The following is a 20040-nucleotide window of genomic DNA, read 5'->3' on the forward strand; positions in this document are numbered from 1 at the left end:
GGGCGCGTCAGCAGTTCGTCAGCTTCTCCAGCAGCACGTGAAGGAGAGCCGCATGGCCCGGTTGCCCACCGGCCACCTGATCGTGGAAGGCGTCGAAGCGCGCCACCCAGCTCACCCGATCGGCCGGAAGGACGTCGCAGTTCGCCACGGCATCGGCCAACCTCCCGAACTCGCTGTTGTCGTGCGTGGGAAGCTCGGCCACCTTCTGCGGCATCCGCATCACCGCGGCGATGGCCGCGAAGATGGTCGCGTTGGCGACACCTCGGCTGCCCTCGGCGACCCCGTTCGCCAGGGCCACCATCTGCGGACCGGTCAGCTTCCCCATGCTGAACAGGCGCAGCAGCAGATCATCCCAACTCGCCCGCTCCGTGCGGACGGTCGACGGCTTCGGCTTCGGCCTCGGCAACAGGTAGTCGAACGCGAAGGTCTCGCGCAGCGGCCCCTCCAGCGCGACGGGCGGCTCGAACTTGTGACTCGGGATGTCAGCAGCGGGTGCGAGCCGGGGCGCATCCTCGCCGGCCGGGCCGCCGTTGGCGCGTACCAGGTCCAGAATCACCTGGGTCGCTCCCGCCAGGTTCCCGTCCTCGCCTGCTGGCAACCCGGTCATCGTGCCGTCGGCGTTTCGCCCGAGCACCGCCTGGACCTCGGGCGCGAGCAACTCCTGGAAATGCGCTCGCAGGTACGTCTCCCGGTCCTGCCAGTTGTTCTCGGAGAGCCACCCGGCCAGCGCCGGAGGGAGCTTCCGGGCGGCGAGCCGGGCGGAGATCTCCCCGGTGGGGGGACCAGCGGCGCTCTTCTGGGCGGCGAGCGCGTCGGTGATGACGTCGTAGAGCCCCGCCAGCCGACCGTCCGGGCCGGAGAGCTGCCACGAGCTGTCGTCGAGGTTGACCACGCGACGCTGCAGCGTGCTGAACACGTAGTCCGCGCGCAGTTCCTCCAGCACGCCTGGGGGAGTGTTCCAGAACAGAACGGTCGGTATCACGCCGATTCGGGCAGTCCGCTGCAGCGCGGTCCGCAACTGGTCCAGGACGAGCTGACCGCCCTTGTCGCGAGTCGGCTTCACCGCGATCAGGATTCCGGGAGGGTTCTCGGTCGACCAGTGCCCCACCTGCGTGAGTTCATTGAAGGACGGCCCTCCCCACGTGCCGATCACCAGGGTGTTCCCGTCCCAACGGCTGCCCTGCGGCGCTGGCACCGGCGGCGGGACCGGCGAGTCCGCCAGTGGCGGCGACGGGGCCGTCGACGGTCGCCCGGACCGCGACACCTGCGGCTCGCCGACCGGACCGGCCGGTGCGTCGACCCCCGGGTAGTTGACCGGCGTGATCCGCCCATCCGGGGAGATCCGGTCGATGGCGGTCTCGGGGTCCCCTGGCGACGCCGACTCCCGCCATCGGTAGCCCGCCTGCCTGACCTCGACATGGGTGTTGAGCCGGAAAGCGATCTCCTGTGCCTGGTAGACCGGATTGCCGCCCAGCGCGCGCAGCAGGGTGCTCGGCGGCGACGCGCTGAGGGCCCCCGCCCTTGCGATGGCCTCATCGACGAGGCCTTCCAACTCCCGGACGCCCGCCGGGGTCTCGGCCTTGGGCGTCAGACCGTCGAGCGTTGTCAGCCGCTCCTGGTTCGCCGCACGCGCGGCATCGGAATCGGCCGCCGCGCCGGGGTAGCGGAGGTCGAACTCCCATTCCGAGACGGCTTTGTAGGTCAGGTAGGCGCGCTGCCCGACATGGGTGGAGAGGATCAGCGTTGGCTGTTTCTCCTGCGGCTGGCGTAGTGATTGGGCCACCTGGCCTGGCGCGTCCACACCGCCGTTCTTCGCGGCCTCGAACAGGCTCCGATCGAGGTCCACCTCCCGCGGTGCCCCCTCCGCGGCGGGCCACGGGGTCGGCTCCTTGGCCGGTGGGGCGGTTCGGAACTCATGGAGCTGCCGCTGCATCTCTTCGATCTGCTCACCGAATGCCTGGATGTAGCCCTCGCCGAAGATCGGTGCGCTCCGGACGACCTTTTCGCGCTTCTTGTTCTCAGAGCTGAAGAGCCCCTGCTTGTAGCGGGTCATCTCAAGGAAGAAACGGCCTTTCACCTCCACCAGGTAGCTCGGCCCAAGCTGTTTGGAGTGTTGCTCCCCCCGCTGTGCGAGATTTGCGTCGGCGCTGCTGCCGAGCGGGGCCTGACGGGAGAACGGAGTCGAGCCACTCATCTTGTCGGACACCTGCTCCGAGCCGAGCTGCCTATCGTTCACGGTCCCGCTCTGACCGATCTCGAGACTCGCGGCGGCGTCGGGCTTGTCCAGCGAGACGTTGACGCTGTTGTTGCTGATGTCCTTCACATAACGACCGGTGCCCATGCCTTCGTCGATCATCCGGACCACCCTGAGTTCGTGCAGTTCGCCCCGGATGTGGAACTCGGCCCGGACGCGCGAGTGCCCCGGTTCCAACAACGTGGGCGTCAGTCGGTGACGTTGCCCGGCGAGCATCTTCGGCAGGTGGTTGCCGAGGTGGTGGGGGGAGAGCAGGGTCGACAGCGAGAGACTGGGCCGGTAGTTGTCGGCCTCCTTCCCGAACACGGATGTCGCCAGCCAAGGGCCGAAGATTTTCTTCGTGGCCCCCTCGCCGAACGTTTTCCTCAGGAGTTCCTCCGCGACCGGCAGCGCGTTTTCGAGCCTGAACGAAATGACCGCCATGTCGACCGGCAGTTTCGGCAACGGATGCATGGTCGGCATCGGAGCCGGCCCCTGCACCGGCGGCGACTCCACCAGGCCCTGCGGAAGCTTCACGATCAGCTCGCCGGGGTAGCTGACGGACTCCCCTCGCGGCAGCGAATGACGGAACTTGGCGAGGATGTTGTTGACGACCCGGCCCGGCATCATCTGACGATTGACCTCGATCGCTATCGTGATCGGTCGCCGATAGTGGTATGCCTTATTCCAGGAGTAGGCAGTAGCCTCCTCGATTCGCTCGACGTGTTGGTTGTTGGAACGGCGTTGGCCGCCAGCCCACTGGGCGGCCCCGCCCACCGTCGTGCCCTTGCTCGAATAAGTGGGAGCGAAGTTTCCCTTCAGGGTGGCCGAGTAGATCGAGTCGCGGCCCTTGCCCGTCGAGTCCATCTGGTAAGCGTGGAAGTAGTTCTCCAGACCGCTCTCGGGGACCAGGTCGATCGGCTCTGGTTCGCCGTCGCGCCACTTCACGCTTATCTTCACGTCGACCACGTCGCTCAGCAGCCAACCCATCGGGTTGACGATGGAGAACCGGAACGGGTCGTCGCCGAGCATGTCCTCGATCAGTGGCTGATCACGCCCACCAGCCAGCATGGCCTGCAGCCCGTCCAACCCGCCCTGCACCCGGCCGATCAGGGACTTCCCCGAGTCGCCGAAGAACGACCCACGCCAGACCCGCGCGTTCTGCCAGTCCGCTCTTTCCCGGCCGAGCAACCCCGGCACGACCTTGTCGATTGCTCGGCGGACCAGGTCATAGGCCGTAAAGGTCTCGCCCGGAACGCTCGGGTCCTGGTAAGTGAGCGAGTGGATGCCGGCATGACCGAGTGCCCGGGGCGCTCCTTCGAGGAAGTAGGGCGGGAGGTAGGTGCTGCGGGCAGCATTCGGCAGATCCTCGTCGGCCGCAACGGGTGTCAGGGAGATCTCCGGGAACGTCTCCGCGAAGCGATTGCGGTCCGCAGAGTCGTAGATTCGACCAGTGTCGTTCCGGTGCTTCTCGGCGAGCTTCCGCGCCCATGACTCGCGTTCGTTGCGGTACGTGTCCACCACCCCGGAGTCCGCCACGGAGCCGTGCCACTGCGTCAGGGCGCCGACCAGAGCCTTGGTGCTGAATTCCGTCTTTTCGCTGATCCATCGCTCGAACACGTCGGCCAACTGGTCCTCGGGGAGGTCGACCCTCCCTGCGGCGAACTCCTTCAGGGCATCCGGCTCGGACAGCGCGTACCGCAGGGAGCCGCCAGGCACCTTCTCCGGCTCGCTGATCTCACCCTTGTTTAACATCAGCTTCCCGTGCTTCTCCCGCACGGCCTGCACGGTAAAGCCGGTCGGCGCGTCGAACACGTACGCGCGGGCGAAATTCAGCTCCAGGTACTCCTTGCCCCCGGTCTGCCGCGCACCATGCTTCTTCGTGTAGGCCCTGGTGTAGGAAAATGCCGGCCCGGCGGCCCCGCCGTAGTTGGCGGCCTCCGCGCTCGTGGGCGCCGCCGCGCTGCCACCCGTGGCGCCAGGACCCTCAATGCCGTGGCCCACGACACCCCCACCGCCCCCACCGCCCCCACCGGGGTCCGCGGCTTCCCCGCTGGGGGCTGCGGTGGTCCCGCCGAAGGTGAGCTCCCCGTTTAAGACGCCCTTGTGCGACCTGGTGGCGTTCTGGGACGACTGGGTCAACGACAACTTGATCAAACCGAGAGTGAAGTTGTCCTTCGTGACGCCGACGAAGGTCGACCGACCAACTTCTGCCTTGATGCCCAACGATCCGAGCTGGTGGCGGAAGAATCCGGGCCTGAAGAAGCTGTCGGTGGTGTACCGGTCCGCCATCATTTCCTTGAGGTGCGCGTGCAGGGAGACGTTCGAGGTGAACCTCGTCGTCGGCTCGTCCGCCTCCCTGCCTGGCTTGGTGAACCCACGCAGGACCTTCCGCGCTGCTGCCAACACCCCCGTGCTGTCCAGGTGCAGGACGACCGCGTTCTCCAGGACCGCAGGCGGGGTGTTTTGTGGAGCTCGACCACGCATGGGCGTGGCCGTCCGCGCGACGTTGAAGTCCTCCAACAGGTGCACGGTGGCCGTTGCGCCGATGGCGTCGCTGCTCCAGCTCTTTTCTTTGTCGTCCTCAAATTCGAGCTTGATCTTGTATTCGGAGGGGAGCTCAAGCTCGTGAGCCTTTGCGGTGGACTCCTGAAGCTGAGGCATGTTCGTGACGATGCTGTTGGACTCGACCGCGCCGACACTTCGGGTGTAACCGATGCTGAGGCCGAACCTGCCCAGGACTCCCTTTGCGACACGGGCATATCCGCCGAGCCCGAAGTTGATGTTCGTGCTCCCACCGGCGCTCTGCCCGGCAACGTCCAGCCCCATTGCCAGGTTGACGGTCGAGTAGTCGTCCGTCAGATCCTTGATGTAGACAGAGCTCTTGTTCTTCGGGTCTATCTCTTCGGTCAACTCCTGCGTGGCCACGACCGTGACACGGATGATTTTTTCCTGGCCGTAACGGTTCTGCCTACGCAGCGTCAGGAACATGCCATCCTGATGAGCCTGATCGTAATGAGAATCCAGACTGTCCGAGGACAGGAACAGCCGCAGCGCCCGGTCGTTGCGCTGCCGGCTCTGCACCGCTGCGCCGCTCTCGCTCCTCAAGATGTCGGGCAGGAGAGCGCTCCGGCCGACGGTCTTCAGCTGCTTGGCGAACGGGAGGTCCAGATCATTGGACACGTACCCGCGCTTTCGGAGCTCTTCGCTGACCGCTTCGTACAGCTTGCCGGGCAAGGCGGTGTCGACCTCCACCAACGCGTGACCTGCTCCTCTTCCCCTGAGGAGGTAGGCGGGAAGCCGAGCTTCGCTGACCTCGTTCTCGGCGCGCGAATCACGCACCGCATCCTCGACGAACGGAACCTCCTTCGCGCTGGGCACGTCCTCTTTGAGGGCCGCCCGGTCGACCGGGAAGCTGTAGTCGAACGCGTCCTTCTCCGGAATCCGAAGCAGCGTCTCACCCGGCGTCGGCCGGGGGGATTTGAACGAGTTTTTCCGGTCGTTGAGAACGGTCAGTTCCAGGTCGAAGTCGAATTTAAGATGGAATGCCACAGTGTAACCCGTGTAGCGAGACACCAGCACATTCAGCCCGTTACGAGACGCCGAGACGCCGTCACTGTTGGTCGCGGTGAACGTCGCCCTCGCCTCGGGTCCCGCAGCGATCATCGGCGCTTTCACCAGGTCGAACGCGGCCTCGATGCCCAACCCGCTCTCGTTGGTCAGATTGAAACCGCTGGTGTGCGTGGAGATGGCGGTCCGGACCTTCTCCAGGTGGGCCTGGTTGCTGGGTGTGCCGATCGGCAGCGGAGTCCCTTTTCGCCTGCCCCGCGCGACCAGCCGGCCGATGTCCCTTCCCGCCTCGTCGGCGAGCGGAATGACGTATCCGCGCGGGTCGTTCACCGCCGTGTCCAGGTGCGTGTCGAGGTTCCACAGGGCGCGCGCCACCTGTTGGAGCAACGTGCCGGAATCGACCGGGAGCCCGGCTTTTTGCAGCAGTTCGACGCCGTCGGCATAGAGATCGGAGAGCCCGCCCAGGCCGGCGGCGAAGAAGTACCTCGGGATCCGCTCCCGGTTTTGCTTGAACCGCGAACTCCGCTTTTTGAAGGTTTCGATCTCCTGCGGCGTAGCGTCCGGCTGCGGCGCTTCGGGCGCAATTGCCCTGACCTGGTCGGCGCTCGGCTGCCCCACATACTGCAGGGGCATCCACAGGATCAGCGGCTGCTTCTCCCCGGTGACCACGACCGGCGTCGGCGCGGACCAGCGATAGCCCTGCCCCTTCACGCCCTTACCGATCGAGAAGGACCACTTGGTTTCGACGTTGGTCAGTACGAGTTCCGAGCGGGTGTCGTCGACGTGTGCGGTCTCGGCGGTCGTGAAGTAGCCGGTACTCCGATCGACCTTGTTCATGGTCGCCGTGAACCTGGGGCCTGCCCTGCCAGTCATGAATCTCAATACGGGCGGCGCTCCGTTGATGCTGATGCCGGCCCGCGTCGCGGAGGTCTGGCCGGTACGGCTCCCCGAGTCGCCGCCGGTTGCCACGGTCATCTGAATCGCCCCGACGCCCCTGATCGGCGACCCCTTGCCCTTGGCGTCCTCAGCCGGCTTGCCCGGCACCGGCGGCGCGGGCAGCGCCTTCGGGTCGCCTGCCGCCCGAGCTTCACCCAGCTCGAGCCGGAACCGCAGGTCGAGGTGGCCCTGGCGTTCCAGATATCCGCTTGGCGAAGTGATCTTCCGGTAGTTGGCGAGCAGCCGTTGCCTCAGCTTCAGCCATTCGTCCTCGTCGAGCGTGACTCTTTCACCGCTCAGGGCGTCGCGCAGCTGTGCGGTCAGTTGGTCCAGGTACGGCAGGCCCTCTTTCGGGACACCCATCGGATACGCCGAGGGGGCTATATCGATCAACTCGCCCGCAGCCGGAACCTTCACGGGCGCCGGTTCCGGCCTGCCCAGCGCGGCGGACGGCTCCTCGACGGACCCTGTAGCGGGTGATTTGCCGGCCAACCCGGTGGCAGCCGATGTCTCAGGCACCTCCACGCTGCGGCCCAGCTCCGCCTCCGAGCCGCCGGCCTGCTCGGCTCCCGGCCGATCGCTCGGTACCGCCGGGATGTCCACGCTCTCCAGGCGTCGCACGGTGCCCGCTTCGGCGGGATCGGCCGGGGCCGTGGCCATGACTCGGCCGTCTGCGCTGGTCACCAGCACGAGCTGCGGCCAGTTCTGGTCGATCATCGCTCCGCCGAGCCGCACATCCGGCTCGACGAGCAGCACGTTCACCCCGAACAGCTGCGCGACGGCGGGGGCCAGCCACTTCGGTGTGTCCGTCGGGGCAGGGACCCCCGGCGTGGACAAATCCGTCACCCACTTGAGCAGCTCGTCCCGACTGCTGCTGAATTCCTGTGACGTCGCCCCGAGCAGCGGCCAGGCGTCACCCGCCGCCGCCAGGTCAGCCCGCAGCAGGGCGCCGAACATCACGCGCAGTTCCGCAGCCGGCCAATCGGACAGGCCCCGCAACCGGTACTGGTCGTGTTCGGCGGCCTGAAGCAACGCCTCGAAGAATCCGCTCGGCGCCGCTGGGTTCCACACCGCAGACCGGCCGCGGTCGGCCAGATAGTTGGCCTGGTCGGTGGTCAGCTCCGGATAACCCTGCCCTGCGGGCACCCGCTGCCACTTCGGGGGCTCAGCGGGCAGTAGTGGCTTGGCGTTCTTCGCGACGGCCTCGCGGACGGCGGTGAGGATCCCTTCCAGGCCCGGCCCGGCAACCAGGCCAGCCTCCTCGCGCAGCGTCGCCGCACGCAGCCGATCGGAGAGGTCCGTTGGAAGGGTTACGGATGCGTCGCCTGAGACGGCTGCCAGGAAGCTCGCCAGGTCGTTGAAGGCAAGCTCGTCGGCGGGCAGTCCGACCGGCAGACCGGTCGACACCACCGGGCTGATCAGGCTGCCTTCGACCGCAGCCAGCACCGCCGGTACGGTCTCGATCGGCACCGTGGCCAGCACGGCGGACGCGCTCTCGACCAACGTGATGACCGGGTGCTCGACCACCGCCACGTCGGAGGGCTTGTACCACTCAGTGGTGCCATCGGCCCGGATCAACTGGATCTGCCGGGCCAGCGCCGGGGCCGTCAACCGCAGCAGCACCTCGGTCGCGGCAGAGGCGGCCGGCAGGCCCTCCGTCAACACTCCCGGCACCTGATCCGGATCGAGGCCGCCGGCGATCCAGTCGTAGATCTGCTGGATCGATGCGGGATCGGGATCGGGCACTCCGAACGACGACCAGTCCCGGGCCTCCCGCAGCTCGTCCGCGTAGGCCTGGACCCTCGTTCGGACCAAGTCCGCGTCCAGGTACGCCAGCTCCTGGTCACCCTGGTAACCCGCCGACGCCGCCACCTTGGCGAAGAACGGCATCCCGGACTGGTCGGCCAGGCCGCGCAGGCCGTTGACGGTCAGGGCCTGCTGCACCGGCGCGGACAACGCGCTCCCTGGCGCGACAGATTCCCAGCCCCAGGTGACCACCCGGGCTTCGTCCCCGGGGTCACCGATGCCGGTGGTCGCCGGGCCGGCCGGGGCCGTAGCGGGTCGTGACGCGTCCGCCGGGACGTCGGCCTGAGTGCGGTCTGCGGGGGCCTCTCCCCCGCCCTCTTGCGCCTTGCCCTTGCCCTTGTCCTTCGGCGGGGCCGGGCGGGTGCGGACGAATTCGTCCGGGTCGCGGGGTGCGATCGGCAGGCTGGGATCAGTGGTGTGCGGGGAGACCTCGCTGGCGGCGGTCGCAGCGATCCGTTCGATGTGCCGGGGCTGCAACTGCGGCCGGTCGGCCGGTTTCGTCGTGGCCATCAGGGAGTTGTCCCTGAACACCGCCGACGACCGATCCTTGCTCAGCAACAGCCGCCGCTCGTCACCCACCGGGTCGACGTACTCGTCGGGCAGGCCGAGATAATGACCAATCTCGTGGGCATACCGCAGGTCGCTATCAGTCACCGACCACGCCGTCTGGCTGGTGTCGACCGCCTCCTCGCCGAAGAGACCCACGGTCGCATGCGCAAGCTCGGGCTCGGCCACGAACTCGACGTTGACGTGAAGCTGGTCGGCACCGATCCGGAACTGCTGGTTGAACGCGCCATCGACGGCCCTCGCAACCCGCTCCCGCACCCCCGACTCCGCCGCACGAGCGGTAGCGTCCTGCGGGCTCAAATGCACCCGAACCGTGAAATCCTGCACCCGCCGACCATCAGAGGCCTCCAAGACCCGATAGTCAAAAGCCACCGGCCCCTCAACACGACGACTCAGACTGACCCGGGGCAGATCGACACGGCCCAGGTCGACCTCGGACAGGCCGCCCGTCACCGACGCATCACGATCCTCAGCCTGAAACGCGACATGGGAATCGATGACCATCCGAGGCAGCCCACGCTCGGTGGAGGCCCCCTCCACGACGTCGTACGCGATGGTATTGGCAGTCCGCGGCAGCACGGTGGAACGCAGCTCGTCGATTTCAGCGCTCTCGACCAGCGAGGCCACGAGCGCCGGGCGCTCACCGGAGGTACGCACCACATCCGAGTCCTCCGGCGCCCGCCGCCCCCTCCCACGCCTTCCGGCACCCCTGCTGGCCTCCCTGGCCGCTGGCTCGGCGGTGCCGTCGGACGACGGAAAGTTGTCCATGACCGGCGTGACCGTTATATCCGGCACCCCGTACGAATCCGGCGAGAACGGCGTACTCGACTCCGAGAACGCAGGCCGCGCCGACCCCCAATACGAATCCGGCGAGAACGGCATGCTCGACTCCGGGAACGCAGGCGGATCCATAGGGTCCGCAGTGGACAGCGCGCGCATACGCGCCTCCAAGTCGCCCAGCGCCGCCACATCCGATCCAGGGTCCGAGGCATCGAGATACGGCCCCTCGGAGGCGGACGCCGGCAATATCGAGGGACCCACGCCGAACGTGCTGTCGAAATAACTGGAGGTGAAATGGTCACCGATGCCCTGACCGCCCGCAGCCGCCGCCGTCAACCGCTCAGCGTGGTAGTACGCCTCGATCTCCTGTTCGACGAGTTCTTCGGTGTAGGTCTCGACGTGGCGGGCGGGTGCCGCCCGAACCTTGTAGGCCCGAACCTCGATGACGACCCTGGGCAACTGCATCCGCCTGTTGATAGGGACAATCGTCATCATGTCCACCTGCGCGGCGCTTAAATTTGTAAATTCCTCGCCGTTCGATTCTCGCAGTCGATCGGGGTTCGAATTTTCGACGTCCGCGAACCAGCCCAGGCCGCCGATGACATCAGAATGTCCCTCGATGCGCCAAACCTGAGTCAGATAATCGACGGGAAGGCCGAACTGCGCCTGGAAGGCGGCCTTGAAATGGCTCAGAATCTCAGCTCTATGGGCCGCGAAGAATGCTTTGATTCCCTCGGGTAATTCTTGGTAGATGAGCCGCTTATCATTCCGCACAAGAGCTGCGGCGTCGTTCTTGAGGGTCCCCCGTTGGGCTTGATCTGGATTGCGCCAGTGGAATTCGAGCATAGCGCCCATTGCGAACGTCTCGTAGTACAGTGCGATGACGCCCCGGATCGTCTCGGTCTCCACATGGGGTCGATCGAGCAGTTCCTGGAGGGGCACCTGGCGACCGGTGCGCCAGTTGACGTAGTCGGCGGCTACCTGAAGCCCAACGCCCAGACCGTCATTGAGGTGCTCCTTGGCCCAGTGCGGATGCCCGTTCGTCTTCGTCCGCCAGGTGTTCTCCGCGACGAACTCCAGGAACTTCGCGACTCCCGCGAACGGAACATCGTGGTTGTACTGCGGGAGTATGCCCTCCCAACCGCCGATCAGACGCGGCCCGACCTCAACCTGATCCCAGCCAGGTTGGATTTGCCACCCCATCTCCGGCGTCAGCAACTCCGACAGCGTTAACCATGGGTCGGCACGGTGCGCCACGCGGAACGCTTGTGCCACCTGCCTGCGCACCCAGTGGATCTGCCGCCTGTCCTCGCCCGGCTCTTCCGGGAACGAGCTCGACACCGGGGCGACGAACTCGGCCAGCCCCACCGTGAACGGCTCGGTCTCGGGTCTACGTGGCTTGGATTGCCAGAACGACGTCTGATCGCGATTGGTGTAGACCTCTCGTGTTTCCAACGTCAACTGGGCACCGTCGGGCCGCGTAGCAATCAGCGTGTGTGCCGTCGTCCCTGCGGGCACACCGATGAGGATGTTGCTGAACTCGCCTTCGTCGGCCGATCCCAGATAACGCAACCCGGGCGCGGGATCGACAAGCGCGTTCGCCGTGGTCGCCCCGGTGGCAGCCGGCCCCGCCTCACCATCGGCGAACGGCACCGCTACACCATCAGGGCCTGCCACGATGACCCGCGCCCCCAACAGACCCGGCAACCAGGGCGGAGCTACCGGCCGCCCCGCCCCGTCAACCGCATCCCACACCCGCTCACCCACGGGATTCTGCGTCTCGACAGCGAAGACACCACCCTGCCAGGCGGTAAGCACGATCCCATGACGCGGGCCAACCGGCGGAGACACCAACACGAAAGCCGCCGCACCATCACCCAACCCCCGCAACCGCGTCACCAGCGGATCGAGCGAATCTCCCACCGGCCGCCAGTCGCCACCAAGAGCAGCCGCCAACCGATCCTGCACCCGCCCCGTGCCCAACCCCGCATCATCAACCGCGACCGGCCCACCGAACCAACCCCGACGAACCGCCTCCAACCGATCCAGACAATCCTCAAGCGCATCCCCCGCATCCCGACCCGACGGCAGCACCTCGGCAAGCCGATCCTCCAACCCACGCCGCACCTCGGCCATGGAAACCGCCAGCACGTCCCGCCCGACCGACCGACCCGGGCGGGTGCCGACCGTATCGTCCGGGTCGCGCGGTGCAACCGGCAGATCGGGATCAGTGGTGTGCGGGGAGACCTCGTTGGCGACGGTCGCGGCGATCCGCTCAATGTGCCGTGGCTGCAACTGCGGCCGGTCGGCCGGCTTCGTCGTGGCCATCAGAGAGTTGTCCCCGAACACCGCCGACGACCGATCCTTGCTCAGCAACAGCCGCCGCTCGTCACCCACCGGGTCGACGTACTCGTCGGCCAGGCCGAGATAATGACCGACCTCGTGGGCGTACCGCAGGTCGCTATCACTTACCGACCACGCCGTCTGGCTGGTGTCGACGGCCTCCTCGCCGAAGAGACCCACGGTCGCATGCGCAAGCTCGGGCTCGGCCACGAACTCGACGTTGACGTGAAGCTGGTCGGCACCGATCCGGAACTGCTGGTTGAACGCGCCATCGACGGCCTTCGCAACCCGCTCCCGCACCCCCGACTCCGCCGCGCGAGCGGCAGCGTCCTGCGGGCTCAAATGCACCCGAACCGTGAAATCCTGCACCCGCCGACCATCAGAGGTCTCCAAGACCCGATAGTCAAAGGCCACCAGCCCCTCAACACCACGACTCAGACTGACCCGGGGCAGATCGACACGGCTCAGGTCGACCTCGGACAGGCCACCCGCCACCGACACATCACGATCCTCAGCCCGAAACGCGACATGGGAATCAATGACCATCTGCGGCAACCCACGCTCGGCGGCAGCCCCCTCCACGACGTCGTACACGGTGGTATTGGCAGTCCGCGGCAACACGGTGGAACGCAGCACGTCGATTTCAGCGCTCGCGACCAGCGAAGCCACGGCCGCCGGGCGCTCACCGGAGATACGCACCACATCCGAGTCCTCCGGCGCCCGCCGCCCCCTCCCACGCCTTCCAGCACCCCTGCTGGTCTCCCTGAAGGCAGGTTCGGGGGCCACGAAAGCCGCGTCTGGTGGTACGCCCATGCCCGCAGCAGGGCCATCGAGATACGACCCACCCGGAGGAACGCCGAGCGAGTCCGACGAGAACGGGTACGAGTCCGACGAGAACGGCTGCTCCGACGAAAACATCGACGGGTTTGAGGAACCCGCCCCGGAAAACGTGTTTCCGCCTGCGAAGGAGCCGTCCGCATACGACCCACCCGGGTCGGCATACGAGGCACCCGGATACGGCTGTCCGAAGTACGACGTCGGCAGGCTCGAAGGGCCCGCGCCGTACGCAGCGCCCTGACTGCCGCCAGGGCCTGGCGCGAAGTGATCAAGGGCGCCTCGGCCACCGGAAGTAGCCGCCTCCAACTCTTGGGCAAAGCGGTACGCCTCACGCTCCTGCGCGACGAGTTCTTCCACGTACCTCTGGGCGGTGGCCACATCGACCTGCCGGTCCTTGTAGGCCCGAACCTCGATGACGAGCCTGGGCAACGTCATTCGCATGTTGACGGGAACCATGGTCATGCCATACAGATCGGCGGGCTCGCTCGGGCCCTCCCGGGGTAGGCCCAGACCATCGCGGATTTCCGCCATGTTCTGCGATTTCCATTTAAAACCGCGATTATCAGCAGAAATCTGGTACCGGTCTGCGAATGTGGCCTTGAACCTTTCCGTAATGCGTTCGCCGTTGGTCGTGAGGAATTCCCTGATCCGGTCGGGAAGCACCGGATACACGCCCCAAGTTTCGTTCCGGAGCAGAGCTGCGGCATCGTTCTTCGGAGTCCCTCGACCCTCAGACAAAATAGTGTCTATGGACCATTCATTCACACCGCTGATCGCAAACATCGTGTAGTACAGTGCGATGAGGCCTCGGATCGTTTCGGTCTCCGAGTGGGGCCGATCAAGCAGGTCCCGCGGGAGCACCTGCCGGCCGCCGCTGAGCCGAGCAACGTAATCGGCGGCCACTTGAAGCCCCACTCCCAGGCCATCCTCCAGATGCTCCCTGGCCCAGTGCGGATGCCCGGTCGCCGCCGTCCGCCAGGTGTTACGCGCGACGAACTCGAGGAACCTCGCAGTTCCCGCGAGCGGCACGTCATGGTTGTACTGCATCAGAATGCCCGGCCAACCGCCGATCAGGCGCGGCCCGACCGCAACGTCCGCCCATTCACCTTCGACAAGCCACCCCATCGCCGGCGTCAACAGCTCCGACAGTAGCGGCAGGCCCTCGCCCTGTTGCGCCTGCTCGTGCGCCTGGTGGAACGCGAGGGCCACCTGCTGGCGTACCTGGTGGATTCTTTGCCTGTCCGCGCCCGGCTCACCCATCAACGAACTCGACACCGGAGCGACGAATTCGGCCAGGAAGACCTCCTCTTCGTCTGTGGTGATACCTTGCGGCTTGCTGGCCCAGAAGAACGTCCCGGTGTCACCTTCTTCACGGTAGGCAGTCCGTTTTTCCAACTGCAGCTCGACACCGTGGGGACCCGCCGCAATCAGATCGTGGAAGTCTCCCCCGTCGTTCCAATACAGAACGTTGCTGAACTCGCCCTCGTCAGCCGCGCCCAGATAACGCAACCCGGGCGCGGGATCGACAAGGGCGTTCGCCGTGGTAACCCCGGTGACACTCGGCCCGTCCCCACCCTCCAACGGAACCGCAACGCCATCAGGGCCGGCCACGATGACCCGCGCCCCCAACAGCCCCGGCAACCAGGGCGGAGCCACCGGATGCCCCGCCCCGTCGACGGCGTCCCAGACCCGCTGCCCCACACGATTCTGCGTCTCGACAGCGAAGACACCACCCTGCCGGACGGTAAGCACTATCCCGTGGCGCGGGCCCGCCGGCGGAGACACCAACACGAAAGCCGCCGCACCATCACCCAACCCCCGCAACCGCGTCACCAGCGGATCGAGCGAATCCCCCACCGTCCGCCAGTCGCCACCCAGCGCAGCCGCCAACCGATCCTGCACCCGCCCCGTGCCCAACCCCGCATCATCAACCACAACCGGCCCACCAAACCAACCCCGACGCACCGCCTCCAACCGATCCAGACAATCCTCAAGCGCATCCCCCACATCCCGACCCGGCGGCAACACCTCCGCCAGCCCATCCTCCAACTCACGCCGAACCTCCGCCAGCGGGTCCGACGGATCCGCACCCGCCAGCACGCCCCGCACCGCCATGGAATCGCCCAGGGACTCCTCATCCGGCCCGAGATACGACTCGTCGGCGTCCGACTGCTCGGAATCGGACGCCGGCAGGTTCGACAGGGCCATCCCGGGCACACCACTCGGACTGTCGTCATGAGCGAGGGTGAAGTGGTCCCCGATGCCCTCGCCGCTCGAAGCCGCCGCCATCAGCCGCTCGGCGTGGTAGTACGCCTCGCGCTCCTGGTGGACAATCTCTTCGGTGTAGACCTGGACCGTGCGGACGTCCACCTCCCGGGCCTTGTAGGCCCGAACCTCGATGACGAGCCTGGGCAACGGCATCCGCATATTGATGGGGACGATCGTCATAACGTCGACGAGATCGTCCGAATCTTCGTACACGCGGGGCTGGCCCAGACCGTCGCGAATCTCAGAGTGTTCCTCGATATTCCAAGTCTGCGTCAGGTAATAGTCAGGAATGCCGAGGGGAAGGCCGAACCGGGCCCGAAATGCGGCCTTGAACTGGCTCATGATGCCCACGCCCTGAGCCGCGAAGAATTCTCTGACCCCCGCAGGCAACGCCTTGAAAACGAGCCGCTTATCATTCCGCAGAAGAGCTGCGGCGTCGTTCTTCAAGGTGCCTCGACGGCGACGATCTGGATCGTAGGCACTCCATTCAGCCATACTGCCCATCGCGAATGTCACATAGTTCAGGGCGATGAGGCCGCGGATCGTCTCGGTCTCCGCGTGAGGCCGATCGAGCAACTCCCGGAAGGGCACCCGCCGGCCGGTGCGCGAGTAGACGTAGTCGGCGGCCACCCGAAGCCCAAGGTTCAGACCATCATTGAGGTGCTCCTTGGCCCAGTGCGGATGCTCGTTTACCTTCGTCCGCCAGGTGTTCTCCGCGACGAACTCCAGGAACTTCGCGACTCCCGCGAACGGGACATCGTGGTTGTACTGCGGCAGGATGCCCGTCCAACCGCCGGTCAGACGCTGGCCGACCTGAACATTCTGCCAGTCAGGGTGGATTAGCCACCCCATCTCCGGCGTCAGTACGTCCGACAGCGGCTGCCGCATTTCGCTGAAGTGCGCCCAGGAAAACGCTTCTGCCACCTGCGTACGCACCCCGTGGATGGCCTCCCTATCCGCGCCCGGCTCGTTCGGAAGCGAGCTCGACACCGGGGCGACGAACTCAGCCAGCGGCACGAAGGTCCGCACGGTAAAGGGTTCTTCTGGCCTGTTTTGCCACACCGACGTTTGGTTTCTATCGGTGTAGGCGGCCCGCCTTTCCAATGTCACCTGGGCACCGTGCGGACCCGAAGCAATCTGCGCGCCCAACCTTGCCGCTTCGGGCACTCCGAATAGGATGTTGCTGAACTCGCCCTCGTCGGCCGATCCCAGATAACGCAACCCCGGCGCTGGATCAACAAGCGCGTTCACCGTGGTCGCCCCAGTGACAGCCGACCCCACCCCACCAACCGCGAACGGCACCGCTACACCATCAGGACCCGCCACAATGACCCGCGCCCCCAACAACCCCGGCAACCACGCCGGCGCCACCACATTCCCCACCCCATCAACCACATCCCAAACCCGCTCCCCCACCACATTCTGCGTCTCCACCACAAACACACCACCCCGCCAAGCCGCAACCACAATCCCATGACGCGGCCCAGCCGGCGGCGCCACCAACACAAACGCCACAGCACCATCACCCAACTCCCGCAACCGACCCACCAGCGGATCAAGCGAATCCCCCACCGGCCGCCAATCACCACCAAGAGCAGCCGCCAACCGATCCTGCAACCGCCCCGTACCCAACCCCGCATCATCAACAACAACCGCCCCACCAAACCAACCCCGACGCACCGCCTCCAACCGATCCAAACAATCCTCAAGCGCATCCCCCACCTCACGCCCCGCCGGCAACACCCCAGCCAGCCGATCCTCCAACCCGCCACGAACCCCAGCCTGCGACACCGATTTGCCGAAATGTGCGACGATATCCTGGCCACTGAAAGCCTTCGCCATCAATTCAGCCGCGAATATGTACGCCGCGAGCTCCTGAACGACGATCTGCTTGGTATAGACCTCGACCATGTTTGCGCTTACCGCTCGGGCCAGGTAGGCCCGCACCTCGATGACGAGCCTGAGCAACGGCATCCGCTTGTTGATGGGAACAATCGTCATGGCGTCTACCAGAGCGGAGTCCGGATCCCTGCCTTCGTTGACGTCCGAATCTTTTACCCATCGGAGCTGGCCCAGACCGCCAAGAACCTCAGGGTGTTCCTCGATATCCCAAACCTTGTTCAGGGATTCAAGAGGAAGGCCGAACCGCGTCTGGAAGGCGGCCTTGAAATGGCTCAGGATCTCACCGCTCCTGCTCGCGAAGAATACCCTGATATCCTCGGGCAGCGCTTGGTAGATGAGCCGCTTATCATTCCGTACAAGAGCTGCGGCGTCGTTCTTCATGGTGCCTCGACGGTCTCGCTCTGGATTTAATAATTCCCACTCAGCCATGCCGCCCATCGCAAACGGCATGTAGTACAGTGCGATGAGGCCCCGAATCGTCTCGGTCTCCGCATGGGGCCGCTCGAGCAACTCCTCAAAGGACACCTGTCGACCCGCGCGCGAGTAGACGTAGTCGGCGGCCACCCGAAGCCCAAGGTTCAGACCGTCTTCCAGGTGCTCCTTGGCCCAGTGCGGATGCCCGCTCGCCTTCGTCCGCCAGGTGTTCTCCGCGACGAACTCCAGGAACTTCGCGACTCCCGCGAACGGGACATCGTGGTTGTACTGCGGCAGGATGCCCGCCCAACCGCCGGTCAGACGCTGCCCGACCTGGACATTCTGCCAGTCCGGGTGGATCTGCCACCCCGTCTCCGGCGTCAGCAACTCCGACAGCAGCTGCCGTGATTCGCTAAGGTGCGCCCAGAGAAACGCTCCTGCCACCTGCCTACGCACCCGGTCGATAGAACTTCTTTCCTCGCCCGGCTCCCCCGGCAACGAGCTCGACACCGGGGCGACGAACTCGGCCAACGGCACGATGGTCCGCACGGTGAAGGGTGTTTTTGGCTTGTCTTGCCAGAACGACGTTCGATTGCTATCGGTGTAGACGTTTCGCATTTCCAACGTCAACTGGGTACCGTGCGGACCCGAAGCAATCTGTGCGCCCAACACCGCATCTTCGTGAGATTCGAAGAGGACGTTGCTGAACTCGCCCTCGTCGGCCGATCCCAGATAACGCAACCCCGGCGCTGGATCAACAAGCGCGTTCACCGTGGTCGCCCCAGTAACAGCCGACCCCACCCCACCAACCGCGAACGGCACCGCTACACCATCAGGACCCGCCACGATGACCCGCGCACCCAACAACCCCGGCAACCACGCCGGCGCCACCACATTCCCCACCCCATCAACCACATCCCAAACCCGCTCCCCCACCACATTCTGCGTCTCCACCACAAACACACCACCCCGCCAAGCCGCCACCACAATCCCATGACGCGGCCCAACCGGCGGCGCCACCAACACAAACGCCACCGCACCATCACCCAACTCCCGCAACCGACCCACCAGCGGATCAAGCGAATCCCCCACCGGCCGCCAATCACCACCAAGAGCAGCCGCCAACCGATCCTGCAACCGCCCCGTACCCAACCCCGCATCATCAACAACAACCGCCCCACCAAACCAACCCCGACGCACCGCCTCCAACCGATCCAAACAATCCTCAAGCGCATCCCCCACACCCCGCCCCGCCGGCAACACCACAGCCAGCCGATCCTCCAACTCACCCCGAGCCCCGGCCGTCGACACCACCGGCCCACTCCGTCCGACCGGCAGACCAGCCCGGTCCACGCGGGTCACCCGGGTGCCGGCCGCGCGCAGCGCCGCGACCCGCCCGTCGTCGGAGTCCGGGTCGAAGGCGACCGGCAGCAGGCTCCCGTCGGTCTGGGGCTCCACCCACCACAGCCCCGGCACGTCGGCGTCGCCCGACATGAGCCAGGCGGTCCGGGTGGCGCCCCCGGTGTGCGAGCGCACCAGCACCGCCGAGCCGGGTGCCTCGCGCAGCTCTTCGACCAGCGTCTCGACGTCGGCGGTCACCCCGTCGGCGAGCGCGAGGAACCCGGCCACCGTGTCGGCGACCGCCGCCCGCGGCAGCGTCGACCGACCCACGGCGTCCACGTCCAGCCCGGGCGGCACGCCGTAGCGGCCGAGGTAGGCGACGACGGCAGCGACCTCGGCCGCAGCCGCCGCTGCGGCGAGCGACGTCTCCGGCGGTACGAAGAAGTCGTCCTCGGTCTCGGCCGCCATCGTGAGCACCTGCTCGAGGCGGCGCATCGACGGCGGCGGCTCCGAGTTTTGGGCGATGGCCAGCGCCGCACCCAGTGCCACCCGGGCGGCGGCCTGCGGGCGGTCCAGCAGCCGTACCGCCGTTGCCTGTGGCCAGGGCGCCCCCTGGCCGTGGCCGTCGATCGGCACCGCGCGCGGCGACTGGCGCAGATCCAACGCCACCGGGACCTCGATGGGCAGGTGGTAGAGGTCGGTCAGTTCTTCCAGGGCCCGCACCGCCGCCGGGTCCAACCCCTCGGTGAGGGTCGGCGTCGGCACCACGACGAGATGATCACGAACGCGGTCGGGCAGCCCGTCCAGGTAGTTCCGGACGATCGAGGAGAGCTCCGCCCCCGGGGCCAGGTGCACCAGGGTGGCGTCCGAGCGCGGTTCGTAGAACGACGCCCGGGCCAGCGAGACCTCGTCGACCGGATCGGAGAGCCCGGTCCCCGGGGAGCGCTTGTGCACATACACGCCGCTGGCGACCGGAATGACCCGCCCATCGGGACAGATCACTACGGACGTGCCGGTACCAGGCATGCCGCTCCCTCTTCGTC

General features: G+C 66.4%; 1 protein-coding gene. It reads right to left on the reverse strand.

The genetic code is table 11. The annotated features are described in order from the left end of the window. Positions 1-7: 7 nt before the first annotated feature. A complete protein-coding gene (locus GVV04_RS03585; protein WP_161684341.1) occupies positions 8-20023 on the reverse strand; it encodes a hypothetical protein in 20016 nt (6671 codons plus the stop codon). Positions 20024-20040: the final 17 nt, after the last annotated feature.

The sequence above is a fragment of the Micromonospora rubida genome (assembly GCF_009908295.1).
GTDB classification, from domain to species: Bacteria; Actinomycetota; Actinomycetes; order Mycobacteriales; family Micromonosporaceae; genus Micromonospora; species Micromonospora rubida.

Excerpts from the sequence above, each read along its gene's own strand:
- GVV04_RS03585 (WP_161684341.1), bottom strand. The coding sequence starts at position 20,023 with ATGCCTGGTACCGGCACGTCCGTAGTGATCTGTCCCGATGGGCGGGTC.